This window comes from Halomonas lysinitropha (genome assembly GCF_902500215.1).
In the GTDB taxonomy this organism is placed as follows: Bacteria; Pseudomonadota; Gammaproteobacteria; order Pseudomonadales; family Halomonadaceae; genus Halomonas; species Halomonas lysinitropha.
Genome location: NZ_CABVOU010000039.1, coordinates 277,011 through 293,346, shown reverse-complemented (window position 1 = coordinate 293,346; position 16,336 = coordinate 277,011). Strand labels below are relative to the sequence as shown.

The following is a 16,336-nucleotide window of genomic DNA, read 5'->3' as shown; positions in this document are numbered from 1 at the left end:
GTTAGATCTCCTGGAGCCGGAGCGTGATCAGATAGGGATGGGTGCCGTCCGGGTCGGCCAGGCGGTAGACGGGCAGCGCCTCCAGCGGCTGGGCATTGCCGCCGCGGCGCCAGGTCACCGAGAACACGCGGCCGTGCACGTCCAGCGTCATGGGCGCCACCGGCTGGCCGACGGCCACGGCGGTGGCATCCATCTGGTGGATGGCCTGCAGGGCCAGCACCTGGGCCCGCGGGAACCAGGAGGCGCCCTCGCTGGCCAGGGTGATCGGGCGGCCGCTCTGGCGGGTGCTGTGGTGGATGATCAGCGCGCCGGTGAGGGTGCGCTGTTCGGCGGCGGCCACCGGGCTCCAGTCGAACTCGTCCGGCCAGGCGAGATCTTCCGGCAGCGCGATGGCGGTGCCGGCATGGGTGAGTGTGATCATCGGGGCTCTCTTCAGGACTGTCTTGAGGACAGGCGGTCAATGCACACGCTTGGCGTCGCGCCCCAGCGCCTCGAGGAAGCGATCAGCCTCGCTCTGGCTGTCGGCGTAAACGGTGGCGGTGCCGGTGTCACTCTTGATGGCGATCTCGACGCGCTGGGTGCTCTGGGCCGGGGCGGCCGGCTGATTGGCCGCCGTGCTCGGCGTGGCGGCAGTGGCGGTCGCCCGGCGCTGTTCCTCGCGGGTCTGGTCCACGGCCTGGCGTTCACGCTCCTGGGCTTCCTTGCGGATGTTGGCCAGGCGCTTGTGGTGGATCTCGTCGGCCAGACGCATGGCTTCGCGGGCGCTGCGCTGGGCCTCGGCGTCGCCGGCCTCGCGGGCCTCGGTCAGCTGTTGCTGCAGTTCGAGGCGCTGGCGGTCGTACTGCAGCTCCTGCACGCGGGACTGGTCGCCTTCCAGTTGGGCGAGCTGCTCCTGCATGCTGGCGATGTTGGCTTCCAACGACTGGTTGAGGCTGGAGCTGGCCTGCTCGGCGCGCTGCATGGCGCGGGTCTGCTCGTCCACGGCGCTGGCGTGGTCGCGGCTGCTGTCCGCCGCGCGGCTCTCCGCGGCGGCTGCCTCCCGGGCCTGATTCGCCAGGGCCTGCCAGGCGGCGCGCACCCCGCCGGCGGCACGGTTGGCCGCGCCCTGGATCTGCGCCAGGCTCAGGCTCAGCTTTTTGCCGGCCTCGGCGTTCTCCTCCTGCTCGTCCGCGGCCTCCTTGGCGGCGTCCTTGACCTTCTTCAGGGCATCGACGGCGCCGTCGCTGCCCTCCTCCAGGCCATCGAAGGCAGCCCGCCAGGCAGCGAGCCACTGGCCGGCGCCCTCAACGCCGTCATCGACCATCTCGCGCAGGTTGTCGAGGAAGGCCTCGCGCGCCTCGGGGCTGTCGAGGTTCTCCCAGGTGGCCTGGAAGGCGTCCTGCAGCTGCTCGCCGGTGAGCTCGCCGGAACGCGCCAGGGTCTCGAAGCCCTCGATGGCCTCGGCAGCGCTGTCGCTGATGCCGGTGCGCAGCTCATCGAGCGTCAGGCCGATGGCCTCGGCGGCGGCCTGCATGGCCTTGGTGTTGCTGTCTGCCGCGCGGGTTACGTCCTGTAGCTCGACCTTGAGCGCGGAGAGCCGCATCTCATACTGGCGAACCTTCTCGGCCACCTCGGGCGAGGGATCGTTCGCCATGATGGTCTGGTAGCGGGCCAGCTCCAGCTCGGTGGCCTTGACCTCTTCTCGCAGCTCCTTCTGGCGCTGGGCGTTGTCGGCGGTCGCCTTGGCGATGTTGATCGCCGAGGCCACGGCGGTGGCGCCGACTTCCTTCTGTACCTCGGCGGCCTTCTTCGTCTCTTCCGCCGCGCGCTTGGCCGCCTTGCCGCTGTTGTCGAAGGCGCCCACGGCATCAGAACCCGCTTGGATGGCCTGGCTCCCGTATTCCAGTGTTTGCCGCCCGAGGTCGGCCACCGTGTCGCGGGCGGCCTGGGCGCGGGCCTGCATGCGCTGCATCGCTTCATCGCTGACGATGCCGAGGCGATTGAGGCCCATCATCACGCCTTCAATCGCACTCATCACCCCGGCCACTGCGCCACCAATGACGGTGAGCACCCCAGCCGCCGCCGCCTGGATACCGCGGAAGGCGGCCACGAAGCTGTTGCCCAGGAACTGGGCGGTGTCGATCAGCGTCTGCAGCGAGCTGCCCACCTTCTCGCTGTTGGAGATGACGTACTCCATCCAACGCTGGGTGGTGGTGATCAGCCCACGGAACACCTGGGCCATGTCATCGATCAGCCCGGGGTTGTCCTCGAGCAGGTCGTCGAAGCTGTCCGCCAGGTCGTTGACCGCCGGAGAGACCTCACCGATCAGGCGGTTACGCACCCCCTGCAGACGGCCCTGCAGGCGATCGAGGGCCTCGTTGGTGGCCTTGAGGTTCTCGATGTCCTCGGGGGACATGATGGCCCCGAGCTGATTGGCCTCGTCGGTCAGCTCGCGCAGGCCGGCGGCGTTGTCACGCAGCAGGGGCAGCAGCAGGCTGGCGTCGTTGGCCAGGCTCTCCATGATGTTGACCTGGCTGGCCGGCGGCATGCTGTCCAGGGCGTTGGCGATGGCCAGCAGCTGCTCATCCGGCGACATGCCGATCAGCGTATCGAGGCTCAGTCCCAGGGCATCGATGGCATCCTTCGCCTCGCCGCCGCCGTTGGTGTAGGCGTCGCCGATCTTATCGGCCACGTCCTTGAGCAGGTCGCCGGTCTTGTCGGCATCGATGCCCACCCGGCTGAAGGCGTACTGCAGCTCCTGGAGGCGCTGGGCATTCACGCCGATTGACTCGCTGGTGTTGTCGATCTGCTGGGCGGCGTCGGCCTGGGCGGCGGTGTAGCGGGTCAGCAGGCCCACCGAGAGTGCCGCACCGGCAGCGGCCCCGGCCGCCGCCCACTTGGCGAAGCTGACGGCCCCTCCGGCCAGCGACTTGCCGAACTTCTTCAGGCTGCCGTCGGTCTGGTCGACCTGCTGGCGATACTCGCGCAGGCCATTCTTGAGCTGATCGACCGAGCCCTCGAGCTGCTGCGATTCCACATCGAGCCGCTGCTGTTCGTCGGCGAGGTTATCGACGTCGACGCCGGCTTCCTTGGCATCGGTGCTCAGCTCGTCGAGCGCCTTGCCCTGCCGCTGGAAGCTGGTGCTCGCCTTGTCGGCGGCCTGTTCGGCGCGGTCCAGCTCCTTGCCCTGGCGAGCGAAGGCCTTCTCGCTTTCCTTGAGATCCTTGTTGAGGTCGCGGCTTTCGTCGCGGTAGTCCTCCCAGCTCTCTTTCGCGCCATTCACGGCGGTGCGCTGCTGGGTGAGTTCATCGCGCAGGTTGCCGAGGGTGCCGGCCTGCTGCTCGTAGCTCTGGCGAGCCTGGTCGGCGGCGCCACGCGCCTCGTTGAGCTGGCGGGTCTGTTCCTCGGTGGCCCCGCCGCTGGCCTCGATGGCCTGCTCGAGATCCTGCACTCGCTGGGCGGCATCGCGCCATGCCTGGCGAGCGCCGGTGGTGCTCTCCTGCACGCCCTTGTACTGAGTCTGCAGAGCCTGCAGTTCCCGGCGCTGCTCCTGATACGCCTGGCTGGCCACCTCGGCCTGCTCGGCAGCCTGCTGAGCAGCCCGGCGCTGGGCCTCCACGCCCTCGGCGCTATCGTCGTAGGCGGACTTCAGCCGCTCGGCCTCGCCCACCGCCTCGTTCATGGCCTGCTCGGCTTCACTGACCTTGCCGCGCGTCTGCTCCAGGGCATCGATCAGCTTGCGCTGCTGGCTCAGCGAGGTCATCGCCTCATTGAGCTTCTCGACATCGGCGGAGGCCGCGGTGGTATCCGCCCCCACCTCGTCGAGTTCACCGAGCAGCTTGCCGATGTCCTGCAGGCCATCGACCGCGGCACTGATGCGCAACTGGATGTCGTTCTGGTTCTGGGCCATGGGTCACCGTGCAGGCAAAGAAAAGCCCCGCTCGATGGCGGGGCTCAGGTAATCGTGTGGGTAACGCTAGGGATCGCGTTGCTGCATGCGTCGCCGGAACTCAGCGGCGGCGTCCTGGTCTGTCTCGGCGCGTTCGTAGGTCTCTTCGCTGACGATCATGCCAGCCGGTGGCGCTGACTCAGGTTGAGCCTGTGGCGAGTCACCAGGCCGATACACGGTATCAGGTGCGGCCGGCATCGATTGCGGCACCTCCGCTCGGTTCGACTGGGCTCGCTCCTGCTTGCGGTTGCGGTGCTGTACCGCCATCACGATCAGCACAGGGATCGACAGCACCGGCACCCAGACCAGAATGCCCGTGATCGACTCCATCGATGAAACGCCAGAATCACCGCCAGCCATGACAATCATCAACGGCAGAACAAACCCCGCCATGAACACGATGATGATCCAGCCGCGCAGGCTGAGCATCTCCCCGGTGTCCTTGATCTGATCACTGCCACACGCCTGGCATCGCCAGCCGCCGACATGAAACAGGGTCAGGAAGACCCACACCACTACCCAGAGGCTCAGGGTGAAGATGGATAACAGCAGGTGAAGGATGTGGTTCACTCCCCGCCGCTTCACCAACGTGTACTTGTTGCACTCCCGGCAGAATCCCTGCCGCATCTGTTCCGCCATAACCCCTCCTCTCGATCCCTGAGAGCAGGTTACAACGGGTAACCCAGCCCCGCCACTCGGCAGGGCCGGGGTGGCATCACACCTTGTGGTGATTCTTCAGGCGTTCCACCTGGTCACGGCGGACCTTGATCTGGTCGCCTTCCTGGTAGTCCTTGCCGCCATGGGTGTGCGGCTTCTTGAGGGTGACCTGCACGAGGTCGGCGGGCTGGGCTTGTGTATCAGGCATGGGGGTAAGGCTCCTGTCGGTGATGGCTTACACGTGTTGTGGGCGGAAGCTGACGTCCCTGTCAGCCAGCACGTCGGTCAGTGAAGGGCTCAGTCGTACATGTCCATGGTGTACGGGCTCTGCTTGCCTTCCAGGGTGACCAGCGAACCGGTGAGCTGGCCGTTGATGAACTCGCGGCCCATCAGCTCGGTGGCCTGGTCGGAGCTGAGCACCACGCGGTCGATCTCGACGCGCACCCGCTTGTTGGTGGCCAGGTTGATGCCCTCGACCATCACGAAGCGCGGCTTGGAGATCTCGCTGGCACCGAGCACGCGGGTGCCGGTGGTGGCGTCGGTGTCGTAGTCGATGGTGACGTCGACGGCGGCGGCCGTGGTATTGGCTCGCACCAGGCCGGCGGCGTGATCGATGGTGCAGTCGGCGGTCACGTCGGTGCTGCCGGTGGTGGCGGTCACGGTGACCGAGTTCTCGGCCAGGTTGGAGTGGGCGAGCTTGATCCACAGCCCTTCTTCCAGGGTGTGGGCCTCACCGGTGATGGTGTCGGCGGCGTCGTCGATGGCCACTGTCTTGCCGGCCAGGGCCTCGGCCAGCTGGATCGCGGGGAGCGAGTCGAACTGGATGGTGAGGTTGGCCGCCTCGTTGGGCAGGTTCACGGCGTCGAGCGTCTGGCCGTAGGTGGCCTTCTTGTAGCTCTGCCGTTCGATGGTCTCGACGGTGTTGGGGGTGATGGCAAGCGACGGCACGTTGATGGGGCCGCGCAGTGCGCCGACGTTGCCGTCCGAGTCGACCTCGCCCATGAAGACGTCGCCGGCGACGATCAGGCCGGTATCGTTGTAGCCAGGCATGGCGTGTTACCTCTCGCTGGTGTAGGTGATGGTGACGGGCAAGTAGATGGGCACGATGCGACTGCCCAGGTCGGCATCGTCGAGGGCGGCAACGCCCGTGGAGATCTCCACCGCGAGGCGGTCGAGCTTGATCTTCTCGCCGGTGTACAGGGCCCGGTAGAGGTCATCGAGCAGGGCATCCTGCCGCTGACGGGCGCCGGCGCCACCCTTGAGGTAGGCGTCGATCTGCAGGGTGCGCTGCTCGCTGCGCGCGCCGCCGGCCACCACGCTGGTGATGGCGTTCTCGAGGTTGCGCAGGTGCAGCACCGGCAGACTGGTGTCGTGCTGGATGTCGACCTGCGGCGCGTCGCTCTCGATGTGGGCCAGGTCGGTGAAGTAGCCGTTGGCGGTGCTGATCGCCGCGAGGCGCTCGAGCAGCTTGGCGACCACCTGGGTGCTCTTGGGGGTACTCACTTGGCCCACTCCTTGTTGAAGCGGTTGAGGAACTTGCCATCCACGCCGGTGGCGATCTCGCTACGCAGCTGGTCATTCACCTGGTGATTCCAGTGGTTCTTGAGGCCCCAGCCGGCGGCGCGGCGGACGCGATCCTTGTTGCCCTTGCGGTACCGGGTGAGCGGCACACCCCGGCCCTTGGGGTTGACGAAGCCCCACACGCGCATGCGGGTGCCACCCTTGCGAATCCAGATGCTGGACCGGGTGCCGGTGCCATCGGTCTGGCGGGTCTCGTACTGCCAGTGCTTGAAGCGCACCGGGCGGCGGCTGAGCTTGAGCTCGGCGAAGGGCTTCTCGCTGGCCTTGGCCTTGCTGATATAGATGCGCTTGGCGACCTCACCCTTCTTGACGCCGCCATCCTGGCTGATGCGGCCGACCAGGGCGGTGCGGGTCTCGCCGGCCTGCTCGTTCACCGCCCCGGCAATGGCCCGGCGGGTGGCGGCCGGCAGCGCCTGGAAGGCCTTCTTGCTCTCGCTGAGCCCGCTGACCACCACGCCCTTGGGCAGCTTGCTGTTCGCGCCGCGCTTGCGGGCCATGGCTTATCTCCTACGTTCAGCCCGGAATGGTGAACAGCTGCACGGTGATGCCGTCGTCGGTGCCCTCGACCTGGCCGACCACCTCGAGGCTGAGGCCAGCGATCTGGATCAGGTCGCCGGGCTCCGCCCAGGGCCAGGTCAGCTGCGGCTGGATCACCTCCACCAGGTGGCGCGGCTCGTTGGCCTGGCCGGTGAAGACATTCTCGCGCAGCAGGAAGGCCTCGATGGCGTAGCCGATGCCGGTGGCGAACGGCACATAACTGGCCGCCACGCCTTGCAGGCGACGCGCGGCGATCTCCACCACCGTGCGGGCCGGGTCGATGGCCTCGATGATGAACAGCGCGCCGTCGCCCCGCTCGATCAGCTGGCCCACTTGCAGGCCGGCACGCGGGCGCATGCGTACCAGGGTGCTGCCCGGCGCGCGGATGCCGACTTGCTCGGTACGCCCGGCACTCTTCGGCTCGACAAACTCGGCCCACGCCTGGCCAGCCACGGGCCAGCTGGGCGGGTGGCCATGGCGGGCAGCGAGGATCCTAACCAGATGGTTGAGACGACCAATGCGCATGGCTCAGCCCACCGAGTGGATAACGTAGGGCGCCAGCAGCGTCTCGACGCTAAAGGGAATCGCGCTGCTGATAGTGCCGATGACGACCGCCTCGCGGTTCTCGTAGAAGTGACCCACGAGCAACAGCAGCGCGGCCCGGATGTCCGCCGGCAGTTCTGCAGCGCCAGCGGTAGCGGTGATCGACACGCACTCGGGTTCGTCCGTGGTGGCGGGCCACAGGCTGCCCCACTGCGGCGCCAGCCGGGGATAGATCGGCCGGGTATCGAGGCGCAGGGTCTCGGCAGCCAGTGACTGCTCGATGCCATCCGGATCGACATACTCAAGTGACTCGACGGCCTCGACGGGCGTCCAGGGCAGTTCGATCGCCTGGCTGCCGGCCGGGAAGCCATCCAGCACCAGCGTCTTGGAGCGCCTCTCCAGCGTGGTGCGGGTCACCGCTTCCGCATGGCGATAGGCGGCGCTGATCAGCCCCTGGATGTGAGCATCCTCGGCGGTGTAGCTGTCCGCGTCGGTGAGGTCAGTGATCAGGCGCAGGTGCAGCTTGGCCTCGGCGAGTGTGATCATAGGCGCGCTCGGTCAGTGTTCGGGTTGCCGCCCGGGTGGGCGGCAACGGGGTCAGGTCTTGTCGGCGCCTTCGGTGCCCTTAGTGCTGGCCTGCTTGGTCTCGGCCGATTGCTCGACGTCCTTGGCCTGGGCGCTGCGCACCGCGAGCTTGCGCTCCTCGAGCTGCTTGGCGCGGTCGGGCTCGAAGCCGGCGCGGTCGCCCTTGGTGTAGCGGCCCCAGGGCTTGCGGAAGGTCATCGAGACGAGCTCGCGCTTGGTTTTCTTGGCGGTGGCCATGGTCTGGCTCCTTTCGGGAATGGGATCCGGATACGATACCGGCCGCACTCAGGCGGCCGGCATCAAGGTGGCGTCGCCGGAGGCGCGCCGGGTGGGTGGCTTACCAGGGCACCTCGGTACCCAGCACCAGGCCTTCGGGATGGCGGAAGGCCACGTCGTGCTCCTTCACGACACGCAGCAGCGACTGGTTGCGCGAAAAGGCGCTGACCAGGTTGTCGCTGGCGTCCTTGTAGGTGGCCTCGCGGCTGAAGTCGATGGTCATCATGTCGCTCTCACCGATGACCACGTCGTTCCAGTCGGCGAAGAAGATCTCGGTCTCGTCGTTGTCGAGATCGCCCGAGGTGTCGAGGTTGGTGGGGATGGTGGTGGTGTGCTTGATCGGCCAGCCCTTGAGCTCGCCCTGGGCCATCTCCGGATACACCTTGTTGCCGTTGCCGTCGCGCAGGCCGAACAGCTTCATGTAGGTGCGCGGCGAGAGCGCCCAACCCGGCTGGAGCAGCAGGCTGTCGCTCTCCATCAGGGTCAGAATCAGGGTATCGAGATAGGCGTCGATGGCCGCCATGTCGCTTGCATCAGCGCTGTTCCACGGCACCAGCCGGCCTTCATCGGCACAGATCTTGGCGAAGCCGGTGGGAGTGTCGGTGGTGCCGTCGTCACGCAGGAAGGCCTTATCCTCGCGCACCGCCATGGAGGCGATCATGTCGTTGAGGAACAGCTGCTCGACGTTGAACCCGGCGCGACCGATCAGCTGGTTGGAGAACGGCACCAGGGTGATCATGGTCTTGGCCTGCAGCGCGACGTCGTCGGTGCTGCCTTCGGAGGCCAGCACGTCGGCGCCCTCACCGACATAGCTGGAGGTCGCACCGGAGGCCATGCGCGGGATGCTGAGGTTACCGTTGGGCAGCGGCATGGTCTGGGCGCCGAGGCCGCGGACCACGGTGCGCGGACGCAGCAGCTCGATGACCTCATCGTGCATGTTCTGCGGGATCAGCGAGCCGCCGGAGCCGGCACTGGTCTCGATGGCCATGGAGACATCCGCATCGCCGATCTCGCTGGTGGCAAACTTGGCCGCCAGCTGCAGGTCACCCTTGCCGGCGGCAACGGCCATGGCCATGCGCGCGACCTTGGCCCCGGTGTATTGCTTGAGCTCGGGCTTGGTGTGCACCGCCGGAGAGCGGTTGCCGTAGTTCTCGACCGGGGTGGAGGCGGTGGCGTTCATGCGCTCCACGTTCTCGGCACGGGTCAGCTGCTCGGTGATCTTGTCGAACTGGCCGGCGAGCTGCTCGAACTGCTCGAGCTGCTCGGCGGTGAGCTCGCCGTTCTCGGTCTCCAGTTGCGCCAGTTCCTGCACCTGGGCATTCACCTCGGCGCGCTGGCGGCGGAGTTCTTCGATGGACTTCATGGTAGAACCTCTTTCGGTTGGGCACGAAAAAGGCGGCCGTGGCCGCCTGGGGTGTCGCTCCGCCGCGTGGCTAGAGCCGACAGCTGGTGTCCAGCGCTCGGGCCTGGGCCTGAATGCGCCGGCTGTTTCGGGGGCCCGATGGCGGGCTCTGGCTGGTATAGGCCTGGGCGATGGCGTCGAGGGCGTCCTGCGCCGGGGCGATGTCGTCGATCAGCCTGGCGGCCAGGGCATCTTTGGCGGTGTATAGCCGGGCCTCGGTGGCCATCACGTCGTTGACCGAGAGCCCGCGGTAACTGGCCACGGATTCGGTGAAGGTGGCATAGGCGTCGTCGAGCTTGATGTTGATCTCCTGGATGGCCTGGTCGGTGATCGGCTCGTGGGGCGAGAGGTTGTTCTTGTGATCGCCGCGGAAGAAGGTGTTGAAGGTGATGCCCATCTCCTCTTCCATGCGGCTGATCTCGTAGGTCTCGATGATCACGCCGATGGAGCCGACGCCTGCGGTGGGGCTGGCGATGATCCGGCTACAGGCCGCGGCCAGGAAGTAGCCGGCCGAGTAGGCGGCGAAGTTGACCAGGGCGGTGATCGGCTTGATGGCGGTGCTGGCTCGAATGAAGTCGCCGAGTTCCTTGCAGCCCATGGCCTGGCCGCCACCGGTGTGGAAGTCGAGCACGATCTCCTCGACCATCTCGTGGTTGAGGGCTGCTGTGATCTGCCCACGCAGGCGCTCGTAGCTGAGGATCTCCTCGCAGGCGTCGTTGATCTGCCCCCGGCGGGCGACCAGCACGCCATGCACCGAGATGATGGCGAGCCGCCCCACCACCTGCAGGCGTTGCATCTCGCGCTCTTCATCACCGCCCAGGCCGAGGCTCTGCGGCAGGTCGTGAGTGCGGCCCAGCAGGCGTGGCTCGAGCACGGAGCGCACGGCCTGCACCAGGGTCGGCGTCGCATACAGCGGGGTGTTGAACACCATCGAGGCGATATGCGGGTAGTTGATCATGGCGTGGCTCATTGAAGGATCTCCTGGATGGCCTGGAGCTGATCGGGAGTCGCGTGCAGGCTTTCGCCGGGGCGCTGGGAGTCGGTCATGTTCATCGGCGTGAGGTACTTTTCGCCGCCGGCGATGGGCGGCATGTTCTCCAGCCGACGGATGTCGTTGACCGACAGCCAGCCCCACTGGCGGCCCAGGGCGTAGGCCTCATAGCGGCTCTTCTGGTCGCCGCGCAGCAGGCCGCCGACATTGAATTCGATGTAGAGGTTCTTGCGCTCCTCGGGCAGCAGGAGGTCGCGCATCATGGCGGCCTCCTTGCGCTTGATCCACGGCAGCAGGGTGTAGATGACGTACTGCAGGCCCTGGTGCTCGATGTTGTTGAAGGTGGCCTTGTCGAGCTGCTGGATCATGTGCGGCGGTACCTTGTAGAGCCGGCACACCTCGATGACGCCGAAGTTGCGCGACTCGAGCAACTGGGCCTTCTCGTTGTCCATCGCCAGCTGCTTGTACTCCATGCCCTCCTGCAACAGGGCCACGCTGAACATGTTGCGAAGGCCGGAGTGACGCTCGGCGAATTTCTCCAACAGGCGATCGACCTTGGCTTGGTCCTGGATCGGCGTCGCCGCCTGCGGCCGCTGGATCACCCCGGACATGGTGGTGCCGCGCTGGAAGACGGCGGCCGCGTGCTGTTCGGTGGCCAGTGCCAGGCCGATGGCGTCGGCGTTGGTGGCGATCGGTGAGAGGCCGACGAAACCGTCGATGGAGAACGCCTTTACGTGGTGCATCATGCGCATCGGCACGATCTCGTCGGCGTGCTCGAGCAGCTGGTAGTAGGGCATGCCGTCCGGCCCCTTGAGCACCCGCACCTTCTTGGGATGCACGGGGATCAGCTCGCGCGGATAGCCAGCACCGTCGCGGTCGATCAACGAGAACTCGTTGCCTTCCAGCGTCAGCGCGCCCATGCCCTGCTCGTAGTATTCGAAGCTGGTGTCCTTGCGGTTGGGCTGGCTGTGAATCAGGTCGTACAGCGGATGATCCACGGCTCGAGCTCGCCCGCCGTTATCGTCGCGGCGGTAGAGCTCGCAGGGCAGCTGGGCGACGGACTCGGCGAGCAGGGTCACACAGGCGCGCAGGGCACCGACGGCCAACGCGGTCTCGGTGTTGACCATGGTGCCGGCCGAGCTCTGGCGGCCGGCCACCGAGCTGACCCAACCGGTCCAGTCGACGCTCTTTCGCTGCTGGCCGCTGGCGGCACTGGTGAACATGTTGGGCCAGAACATCAGCGGTCACCCTCATCGGATGGCGGGGCCTGCCGTGCACTGGCCCGGGCGGCCAGCCACGACCAGGCCAGGCACAGCACGCCGGCCACGATGTAGCCGGCGGCAGGCGCCAGCAGCCAGGCGCCGAAGGCGACCAGGGCGGCGCCGATCAGGCCGACGAGAAAGGTGACGAGGGGAATCAGCATGTCACGTCCGTGGTGTCGTAGATGGATTCGTCCGGCGCTTGGCCTTCGGCGGTAATGGCGCGGCCCAACGCCATGAGGATGGCGATGATGCCGTCGATCTTGTTCTCGGGCTTTTCCTTGCGCGGGTAGATGTTGTCCTTGGCGTCGGCCTTGGCGATGACGTTGCTGGCCATCCAGGTCAACACGGGATCGCAGGGGTGGCGCCAGCGGCCACCGGTGATGGCGGCCTCCATCTCGCGCATGGCCGGCGACATGTTCTGCACGGTGTTGCGGTACTCGATGATCTCGGCACCGTCACTCATCAGCTGATGTGCCAGCTGGGTGGCGCGCCAGGGGTCGTAGGCGATCTCCTGGATCTCGAACAGGCTGGCGAGGTCCTTGATGTCCTCGCGGATCACCTCGAAGTCGAGCTCTTCCCCATCCGTGGTGATCAGGTGTCCGCTGTTGACCCAGCTCTCATAGGCGGCGCGGTTGTGACTCGCCCTCTCGACGGCGCCCTCTGGCAGATAGCTGCGCACGAAGGCGGTCCAGCGTGTCTTGAGCCGGCCGTTCTTGTCCTCGACCTCGTCGCGGAACAGCAGCGCGATGGCGGCGATGTCGGTCTTGCTGGCCAGGTCGACGCCCATCCAGCAGGGCTGGCCGATGAAGTCCTCGATCTTCAGCGAGGGATCGCCGATGGCGTGCCACTCGGCCATGTTCAGCCAAGCGCTGCGGGCGCTGACCCAGACGTTCAGGTGCTTGGTGAGAAAGCTGTTCTGTCGACTGGGGTAGCGAATGGCATCGCGCTGGGCCTTGAGCAGGAATTCCTCGGAGACCGAGATGCCGAAGTTGGGGTTGGCCTTGCGCAGTACCGCCGGATCCTGCCAGCTGTCGCCCTGGTCGATGGTGTAGATGATGCCGAACAGCTCTTCGTTGGGCAGCGCGCCGTCGAGCATCTGCTGCACCTGGCGGCGCTTGTCGTAGCAGGGGCCCGCCAGGTTGAAGCCGGCCGTGGTGATGATGAACATCAACGGCTGGTCACGGGAGCCCATGCCGGTCGCCATGGTGTCGTAGAGGCTCGGCGACTGGTGCTCGTGGAACTCGTCGACCAGGGCGCAGCTGGGCGACGAGCCGTCACCCGGGTCGCCGATCAGCGGCTCGAGGCGCGAGCCGTCCTCCGGGATCGAGACGTTCTTGGCCATGATCTCGATGCCTGCGGCGCTGACCAGCGCCGGCGACTTCATCAGCATCAGCCGAGCGGGCCGGAACACTTCCCAGGCCTGCTTCTCGGTGGTTGCCCCGCAGTAGACCTCGGCGCCGTACTCGCCATCGGCGGCGAGCATGTAGTTGGCAATGGCGGCGGCCAGTACCGACTTGCCGTTCTTGCGCTCGACCTCGATGTAGGCCTCGGTGAAACGGCGCATGCCGGTGCGCTTCTTCAGCCAGCCGAAGATCGCGCAGACGATGAACAGCTGCCACGGCTCGAGCGTGATCAGCCGCTTCTCTCGCGCCCAACGCCCCTTCGTATGGGGCAGTAGCTGGATGAAGACGCAGGCCCGTTCAGCGGCCTCGCGATCGAAGCGGTACGGATACGACCGAGACTTCGCTGCCTTGGCGTCCTCCAGATGGCGCCGGCAGGCCTGCTGGACCTCCTTGCACGCCGCGATGCGGCCAGCTGCAACGTCCCGAGCGTACTTGTTCGCGACGTTGACGTTGGGATAGCTGGCCATTGAGTGTCATCGCTTTTTGCCTACCAGGTCTTTGAAGGGATTGTTGGCATCCTTGGCGCCGGGCACGGCCAGCCGCGCGCGGCTGGAAGGATCCAGACCCAGGGCACTGCCGAACATCGCCATCTGCTTGAGCGCAGCATTGGCCTCGGTGCATGCCGGGTTCTTCACGTCGGAGTTCATGCCAGGTACGACGATGCCGTTCTTGGCGATGTCCTGCTCGGCGAGGCGCCAGCGAGAGTAGGCGGCACAGTAGGCCTCGAGGTTGGCGAGATCCGACATCGTCAGGATCTTGCTGCTGACCAGCCAGGGAGCGATCTTCTCCCACAGCTCGATGCCGATCGGCGACAGCCACTCCGGCGGCAGCGGTACCTCGGTGATCTCGTCCCCCTGGGGCTCGTCATGATTGACCGCCCGCTTGCCGGCATTTCCCTGCACCGCCTTCAGGTGGCTGGGCTTTGGTTTGCGACCTCTTGTCATCTGCGAACCTTCCCGATTGCGAGCGATTCCCGCCGACCTGATTTTTCAATTTCGCGGGTGTAAGAAACTGCCGAAGGCTTGCGGTCGACCCCCTGAAAGGCTGTAGGGATTGCACTCCCCCCTCCCCTCAGGTGTCGCCCTGGCGGGCCCGGGTGGCCTCCTGCTGAGTCTTAGCCTTGTGGCAGGGGGAGCAGATGGCCTGAAGGTTATCGTGGCTGTCCGTGCCGCCCTCGCCCTTGGGGACGATGTGGTCGACGGCGCTGGCCGAGGTGATACGTCCTGCCTGCCGGCATGGCTGACACAGCCCGCCATCCCTTTGCATCACCACTCGCCGCAACTTTCTCCAGTGCCCGCCATAGCCACGCTCGGTCGAGTTCTTGCCCTGCTGGGTCCGCTGCCATCCGGTAGCCAGGTGCACATGCTCCTCGCAGTAGCCCTGGCGTTCAGTGGTCTTGCCGCTGCACATTGGCGCACGGCAGGGTCGCGGTGGTTTGCCAGGCATCGACTTCTCTCATACGAAAAAGCCCAGCACTTAGCTGGGCTGATATGGTGGTTACGGATCATCCGAAGGAGTAAATCCTCTTGCCCTGCTTGAAGACATACCACGGAGGAAAAAAGCATCGAGCCTTACAGGCTGCGAGAACCTCTTCTAGGCTTGCCGAATCAAACTTCTCGCTCAATCTGAAAAACATGTATTCGATGCTGAACTCCTGAAAACCCTCCAGGAGATCTGCAGGCTCTTCTATTTGGCGCAGGCTTCTCCCTTCGGGATCATCGTCGAGTGGCTCGTCGGCATAGTGGTTGAAGAGCTCCTCTCTACAATATTCGTATGCTTCCGGTGCCTCGGCGAAGTCATCGTCCGTCTTAACTTCCATTCCATCCTTCTGATCGAAGACGACAATGTATCCTTCCTTATAGGCGCGTAACGCCAACTTCCCTGACTCGACTGGATCCATGACTTTTTCCTGGCAGTTGTGGATCTCTGTTTATCGCTGAGGGATAGGGGCACGTCAACCGGTTAACCCCCTGCTCTTTCCGTCTGCCAGGTGCAGCGAGCCCATAAAGATCTGCAGAGCTTGTCCTAGCTGGTTTGCATCGTCGTAGCAGGCCGCAACTCCCACGGCCTGCTAGCCTGCCGATTCATGGCTTGGCCAGGAGCGCATGGTCCTCGCAGTAGCCGTGGCGTTCAGTGGTCGTGCCGGTGCACATTGGTCGGGGTGGCTTGGTAGGTATCACAGCACCCCGCGTATGCGGGTACCAATCATCACGATGTAGCCCGCCAGCGTCTCGCTGATACCTGGCGGCAGCTCGACGCCGCCGAACTCGGCAGCAGCCCAGCTCAGCAGTGCCACCAAGGCGAGCGATCCGGAGTCACTTGAGCGGCGTGCGCCTTGTGCGAACTGTTCGCGCTTTGTCATATCGTTTCCCCGTGTGCCACCAGAGCCCTATCAGATAGTGGGCTATCAAGTAGCGGCGCAGCCAGACGAATCTCGTTCGGCGCCACCTCGCTACCATCCGCCTTTGCCATGCCTTGAGATGGCCCAGTGGAAGCTGTCGGCTATCCATGACTTGGCCCCGTGATAAAGCATCACCGCCCTGAATGCGGAATCGGCAAACGTCTTGCTGACCTGGCGCCAAAGGTGGGAGTAGAACCAGTCATGCAGACAGCTTGCTTCCCATGCCGGGGCATACGTCGGCGGGAAGAGCCACCAGAGCCACCAGGGGATAGACGAGCCGTTGAAGACATATCCTTTGGGAACGCAGTACCAGACGCCATCAATGCAGACCCACCAGTCCTTGGCGACTACCCACCGAGTGCCGCGGCCTTTCAGCCACGGTGTCTTTAGGTCACTCGGCGCCTTGTACGTCAGGAGCCGGCTGGGTATCTGTATCTGCATCGCCCTGCTCCTGGAAGCGGCGCTGGTCTTCGCGGGCCTGCTCGATGTCTATGGTCGCGCCCTCGGGCAGATCCTCGAGCTGTCGTGCGATCTCGGCCGCCAGGGCCTGCTCAGCGTCAGTGCACAACCCCGATGCGGGATAGCCCGGCACCTGCGCGCGAATGAGTGCCAAGGCAGCAGCTCGGGTCACCGGGCTTGTTTCCGTGCAGTAAGTGCGCTGCCGTGCGAGCACGCGCTCTGAGAGGCTGGTGGATTGCTCACCAGGTTGAGAGGTAGCGCACCCGGCAATAACCAGGGCGCCGAGAACAGCAACAATGACTCGGATCATG

Annotated in this window: 21 protein-coding genes; all 21 read right to left on the bottom strand. The window is 65.7% G+C overall.

From position 1 onward, the window contains the following. Nucleotide 1: 1 nt before the first annotated feature. The 21 genes from HALO32_RS13060 to HALO32_RS12965 all read right to left on the bottom strand — a co-directional run bounded on the left by HALO32_RS13060 (nt 2) and on the right by HALO32_RS12965 (nt 16,335). A complete protein-coding gene (locus HALO32_RS13060; RefSeq protein WP_151444297.1) occupies nt 2-421 on the bottom strand; it encodes a hypothetical protein in 420 nt (139 codons plus the stop codon). Nucleotides 422-457: 36 nt separating this feature from the next. Continuing rightward, nucleotides 458-3,889 carry a hypothetical protein gene (locus HALO32_RS13055; protein WP_151444296.1) on the bottom strand — a complete coding sequence of 1,144 codons (3,432 nt, stop codon included), beginning with the start codon at nt 3,887-3,889 and terminating at the stop codon, nt 458-460. A gap of 66 nt (nt 3,890-3,955) precedes the next feature. Then, nucleotides 3,956-4,567: a hypothetical protein gene (locus tag HALO32_RS13050; RefSeq protein ID WP_151444295.1), complete on the bottom strand. Its 612-nt coding sequence runs from the start codon at nt 4,565-4,567 to the stop codon at nt 3,956-3,958. Nucleotides 4,568-4,643: 76 nt separating this feature from the next. Then, nucleotides 4,644-4,793: a DUF7210 family protein gene (locus HALO32_RS17980; RefSeq protein WP_192576507.1), complete on the bottom strand. Its 150-nt coding sequence runs from the start codon at nt 4,791-4,793 to the stop codon at nt 4,644-4,646. 89 nt (nt 4,794-4,882) lie between these two features. Continuing rightward, a complete protein-coding gene (locus tag HALO32_RS13045) occupies nt 4,883-5,635 on the bottom strand; it encodes a phage tail tube protein (protein ID WP_151444294.1) in 753 nt (250 codons plus the stop codon). Between the two features lie 6 nt (nt 5,636-5,641). Next, nucleotides 5,642-6,088, bottom strand: a complete 447-nt coding sequence (locus tag HALO32_RS13040; RefSeq protein ID WP_151444293.1) for a hypothetical protein — start codon at nt 6,086-6,088, stop codon at nt 5,642-5,644. Continuing rightward, nucleotides 6,085-6,663, bottom strand: a complete 579-nt coding sequence (locus tag HALO32_RS13035; RefSeq protein WP_151444292.1) for a hypothetical protein — start codon at nt 6,661-6,663, stop codon at nt 6,085-6,087. Before HALO32_RS13035 ends, HALO32_RS13040 begins: the two co-directional genes overlap by 4 nt. A 16-nt stretch (nt 6,664-6,679) precedes the next feature. Continuing rightward, entirely contained in the window at nt 6,680-7,228 is a 549-nt protein-coding gene (locus tag HALO32_RS13030; RefSeq protein ID WP_151444291.1) for a head-tail adaptor protein, read from the bottom strand. Between the two features lie 3 nt (nt 7,229-7,231). Beyond that, nucleotides 7,232-7,792, bottom strand: coding sequence for a head-tail connector protein (locus HALO32_RS13025; RefSeq protein ID WP_151444290.1), 561 nt, complete (start codon nt 7,790-7,792; stop codon nt 7,232-7,234). Between the two features lie 51 nt (nt 7,793-7,843). Then, nucleotides 7,844-8,068 (bottom strand): hypothetical protein, encoded by a 225-nt coding sequence (locus HALO32_RS13020; protein WP_151444289.1) that lies wholly within the window; start codon nt 8,066-8,068, stop codon nt 7,844-7,846. Nucleotides 8,069-8,168: 100 nt separating this feature from the next. Then, a complete protein-coding gene (locus HALO32_RS13015) occupies nt 8,169-9,470 on the bottom strand; it encodes a phage major capsid protein (RefSeq protein WP_151444288.1) in 1,302 nt (433 codons plus the stop codon). Between the two features lie 70 nt (nt 9,471-9,540). Continuing rightward, nucleotides 9,541-10,479: a S49 family peptidase gene (locus HALO32_RS13010; RefSeq protein WP_151444287.1), complete on the bottom strand. Its 939-nt coding sequence runs from the start codon at nt 10,477-10,479 to the stop codon at nt 9,541-9,543. Further along, entirely contained in the window at nt 10,476-11,738 is a 1,263-nt protein-coding gene (locus HALO32_RS13005; protein ID WP_151444286.1) for a phage portal protein, read from the bottom strand. The genes HALO32_RS13010 and HALO32_RS13005 overlap by 4 nt, the downstream gene beginning before the upstream one ends. After that, a complete protein-coding gene (locus tag HALO32_RS13000; protein ID WP_151444285.1) occupies nt 11,738-11,923 on the bottom strand; it encodes a hypothetical protein in 186 nt (61 codons plus the stop codon). Before HALO32_RS13000 ends, HALO32_RS13005 begins: the two co-directional genes overlap by 1 nt. Then, nucleotides 11,917-13,632 carry a terminase large subunit gene (locus HALO32_RS12995; protein ID WP_151444284.1) on the bottom strand — a complete coding sequence of 572 codons (1,716 nt, stop codon included), beginning with the start codon at nt 13,630-13,632 and terminating at the stop codon, nt 11,917-11,919. Before HALO32_RS12995 ends, HALO32_RS13000 begins: the two co-directional genes overlap by 7 nt. A 6-nt stretch (nt 13,633-13,638) precedes the next feature. After that, on the bottom strand, nt 13,639-14,109 hold the full coding sequence (locus HALO32_RS12990) for a phage terminase small subunit P27 family (protein WP_151444283.1): 471 nt from the start codon (nt 14,107-14,109) through the stop codon (nt 13,639-13,641). 127 nt (nt 14,110-14,236) lie between these two features. Further along, nucleotides 14,237-14,611, bottom strand: a complete 375-nt coding sequence (locus HALO32_RS12985) for an HNH endonuclease (protein WP_151444282.1) — start codon at nt 14,609-14,611, stop codon at nt 14,237-14,239. A 58-nt stretch (nt 14,612-14,669) separates the two neighbouring features. Further along, complete coding sequence (locus HALO32_RS12980) at nt 14,670-15,065, bottom strand: hypothetical protein (protein WP_151444281.1); 396 nt, start codon at nt 15,063-15,065, stop codon at nt 14,670-14,672. A gap of 276 nt (nt 15,066-15,341) precedes the next feature. After that, on the bottom strand, nt 15,342-15,527 hold the full coding sequence (locus HALO32_RS12975) for a hypothetical protein (protein WP_151444280.1): 186 nt from the start codon (nt 15,525-15,527) through the stop codon (nt 15,342-15,344). Nucleotides 15,528-15,617: 90 nt separating this feature from the next. After that, entirely contained in the window at nt 15,618-16,007 is a 390-nt protein-coding gene (locus HALO32_RS18315; RefSeq protein WP_151444279.1) for a DUF1353 domain-containing protein, read from the bottom strand. Beyond that, nucleotides 15,958-16,335 carry a hypothetical protein gene (locus HALO32_RS12965; RefSeq protein ID WP_151444278.1) on the bottom strand — a complete coding sequence of 126 codons (378 nt, stop codon included), beginning with the start codon at nt 16,333-16,335 and terminating at the stop codon, nt 15,958-15,960. Before HALO32_RS12965 ends, HALO32_RS18315 begins: the two co-directional genes overlap by 50 nt. Nucleotide 16,336: the final 1 nt, after the last annotated feature.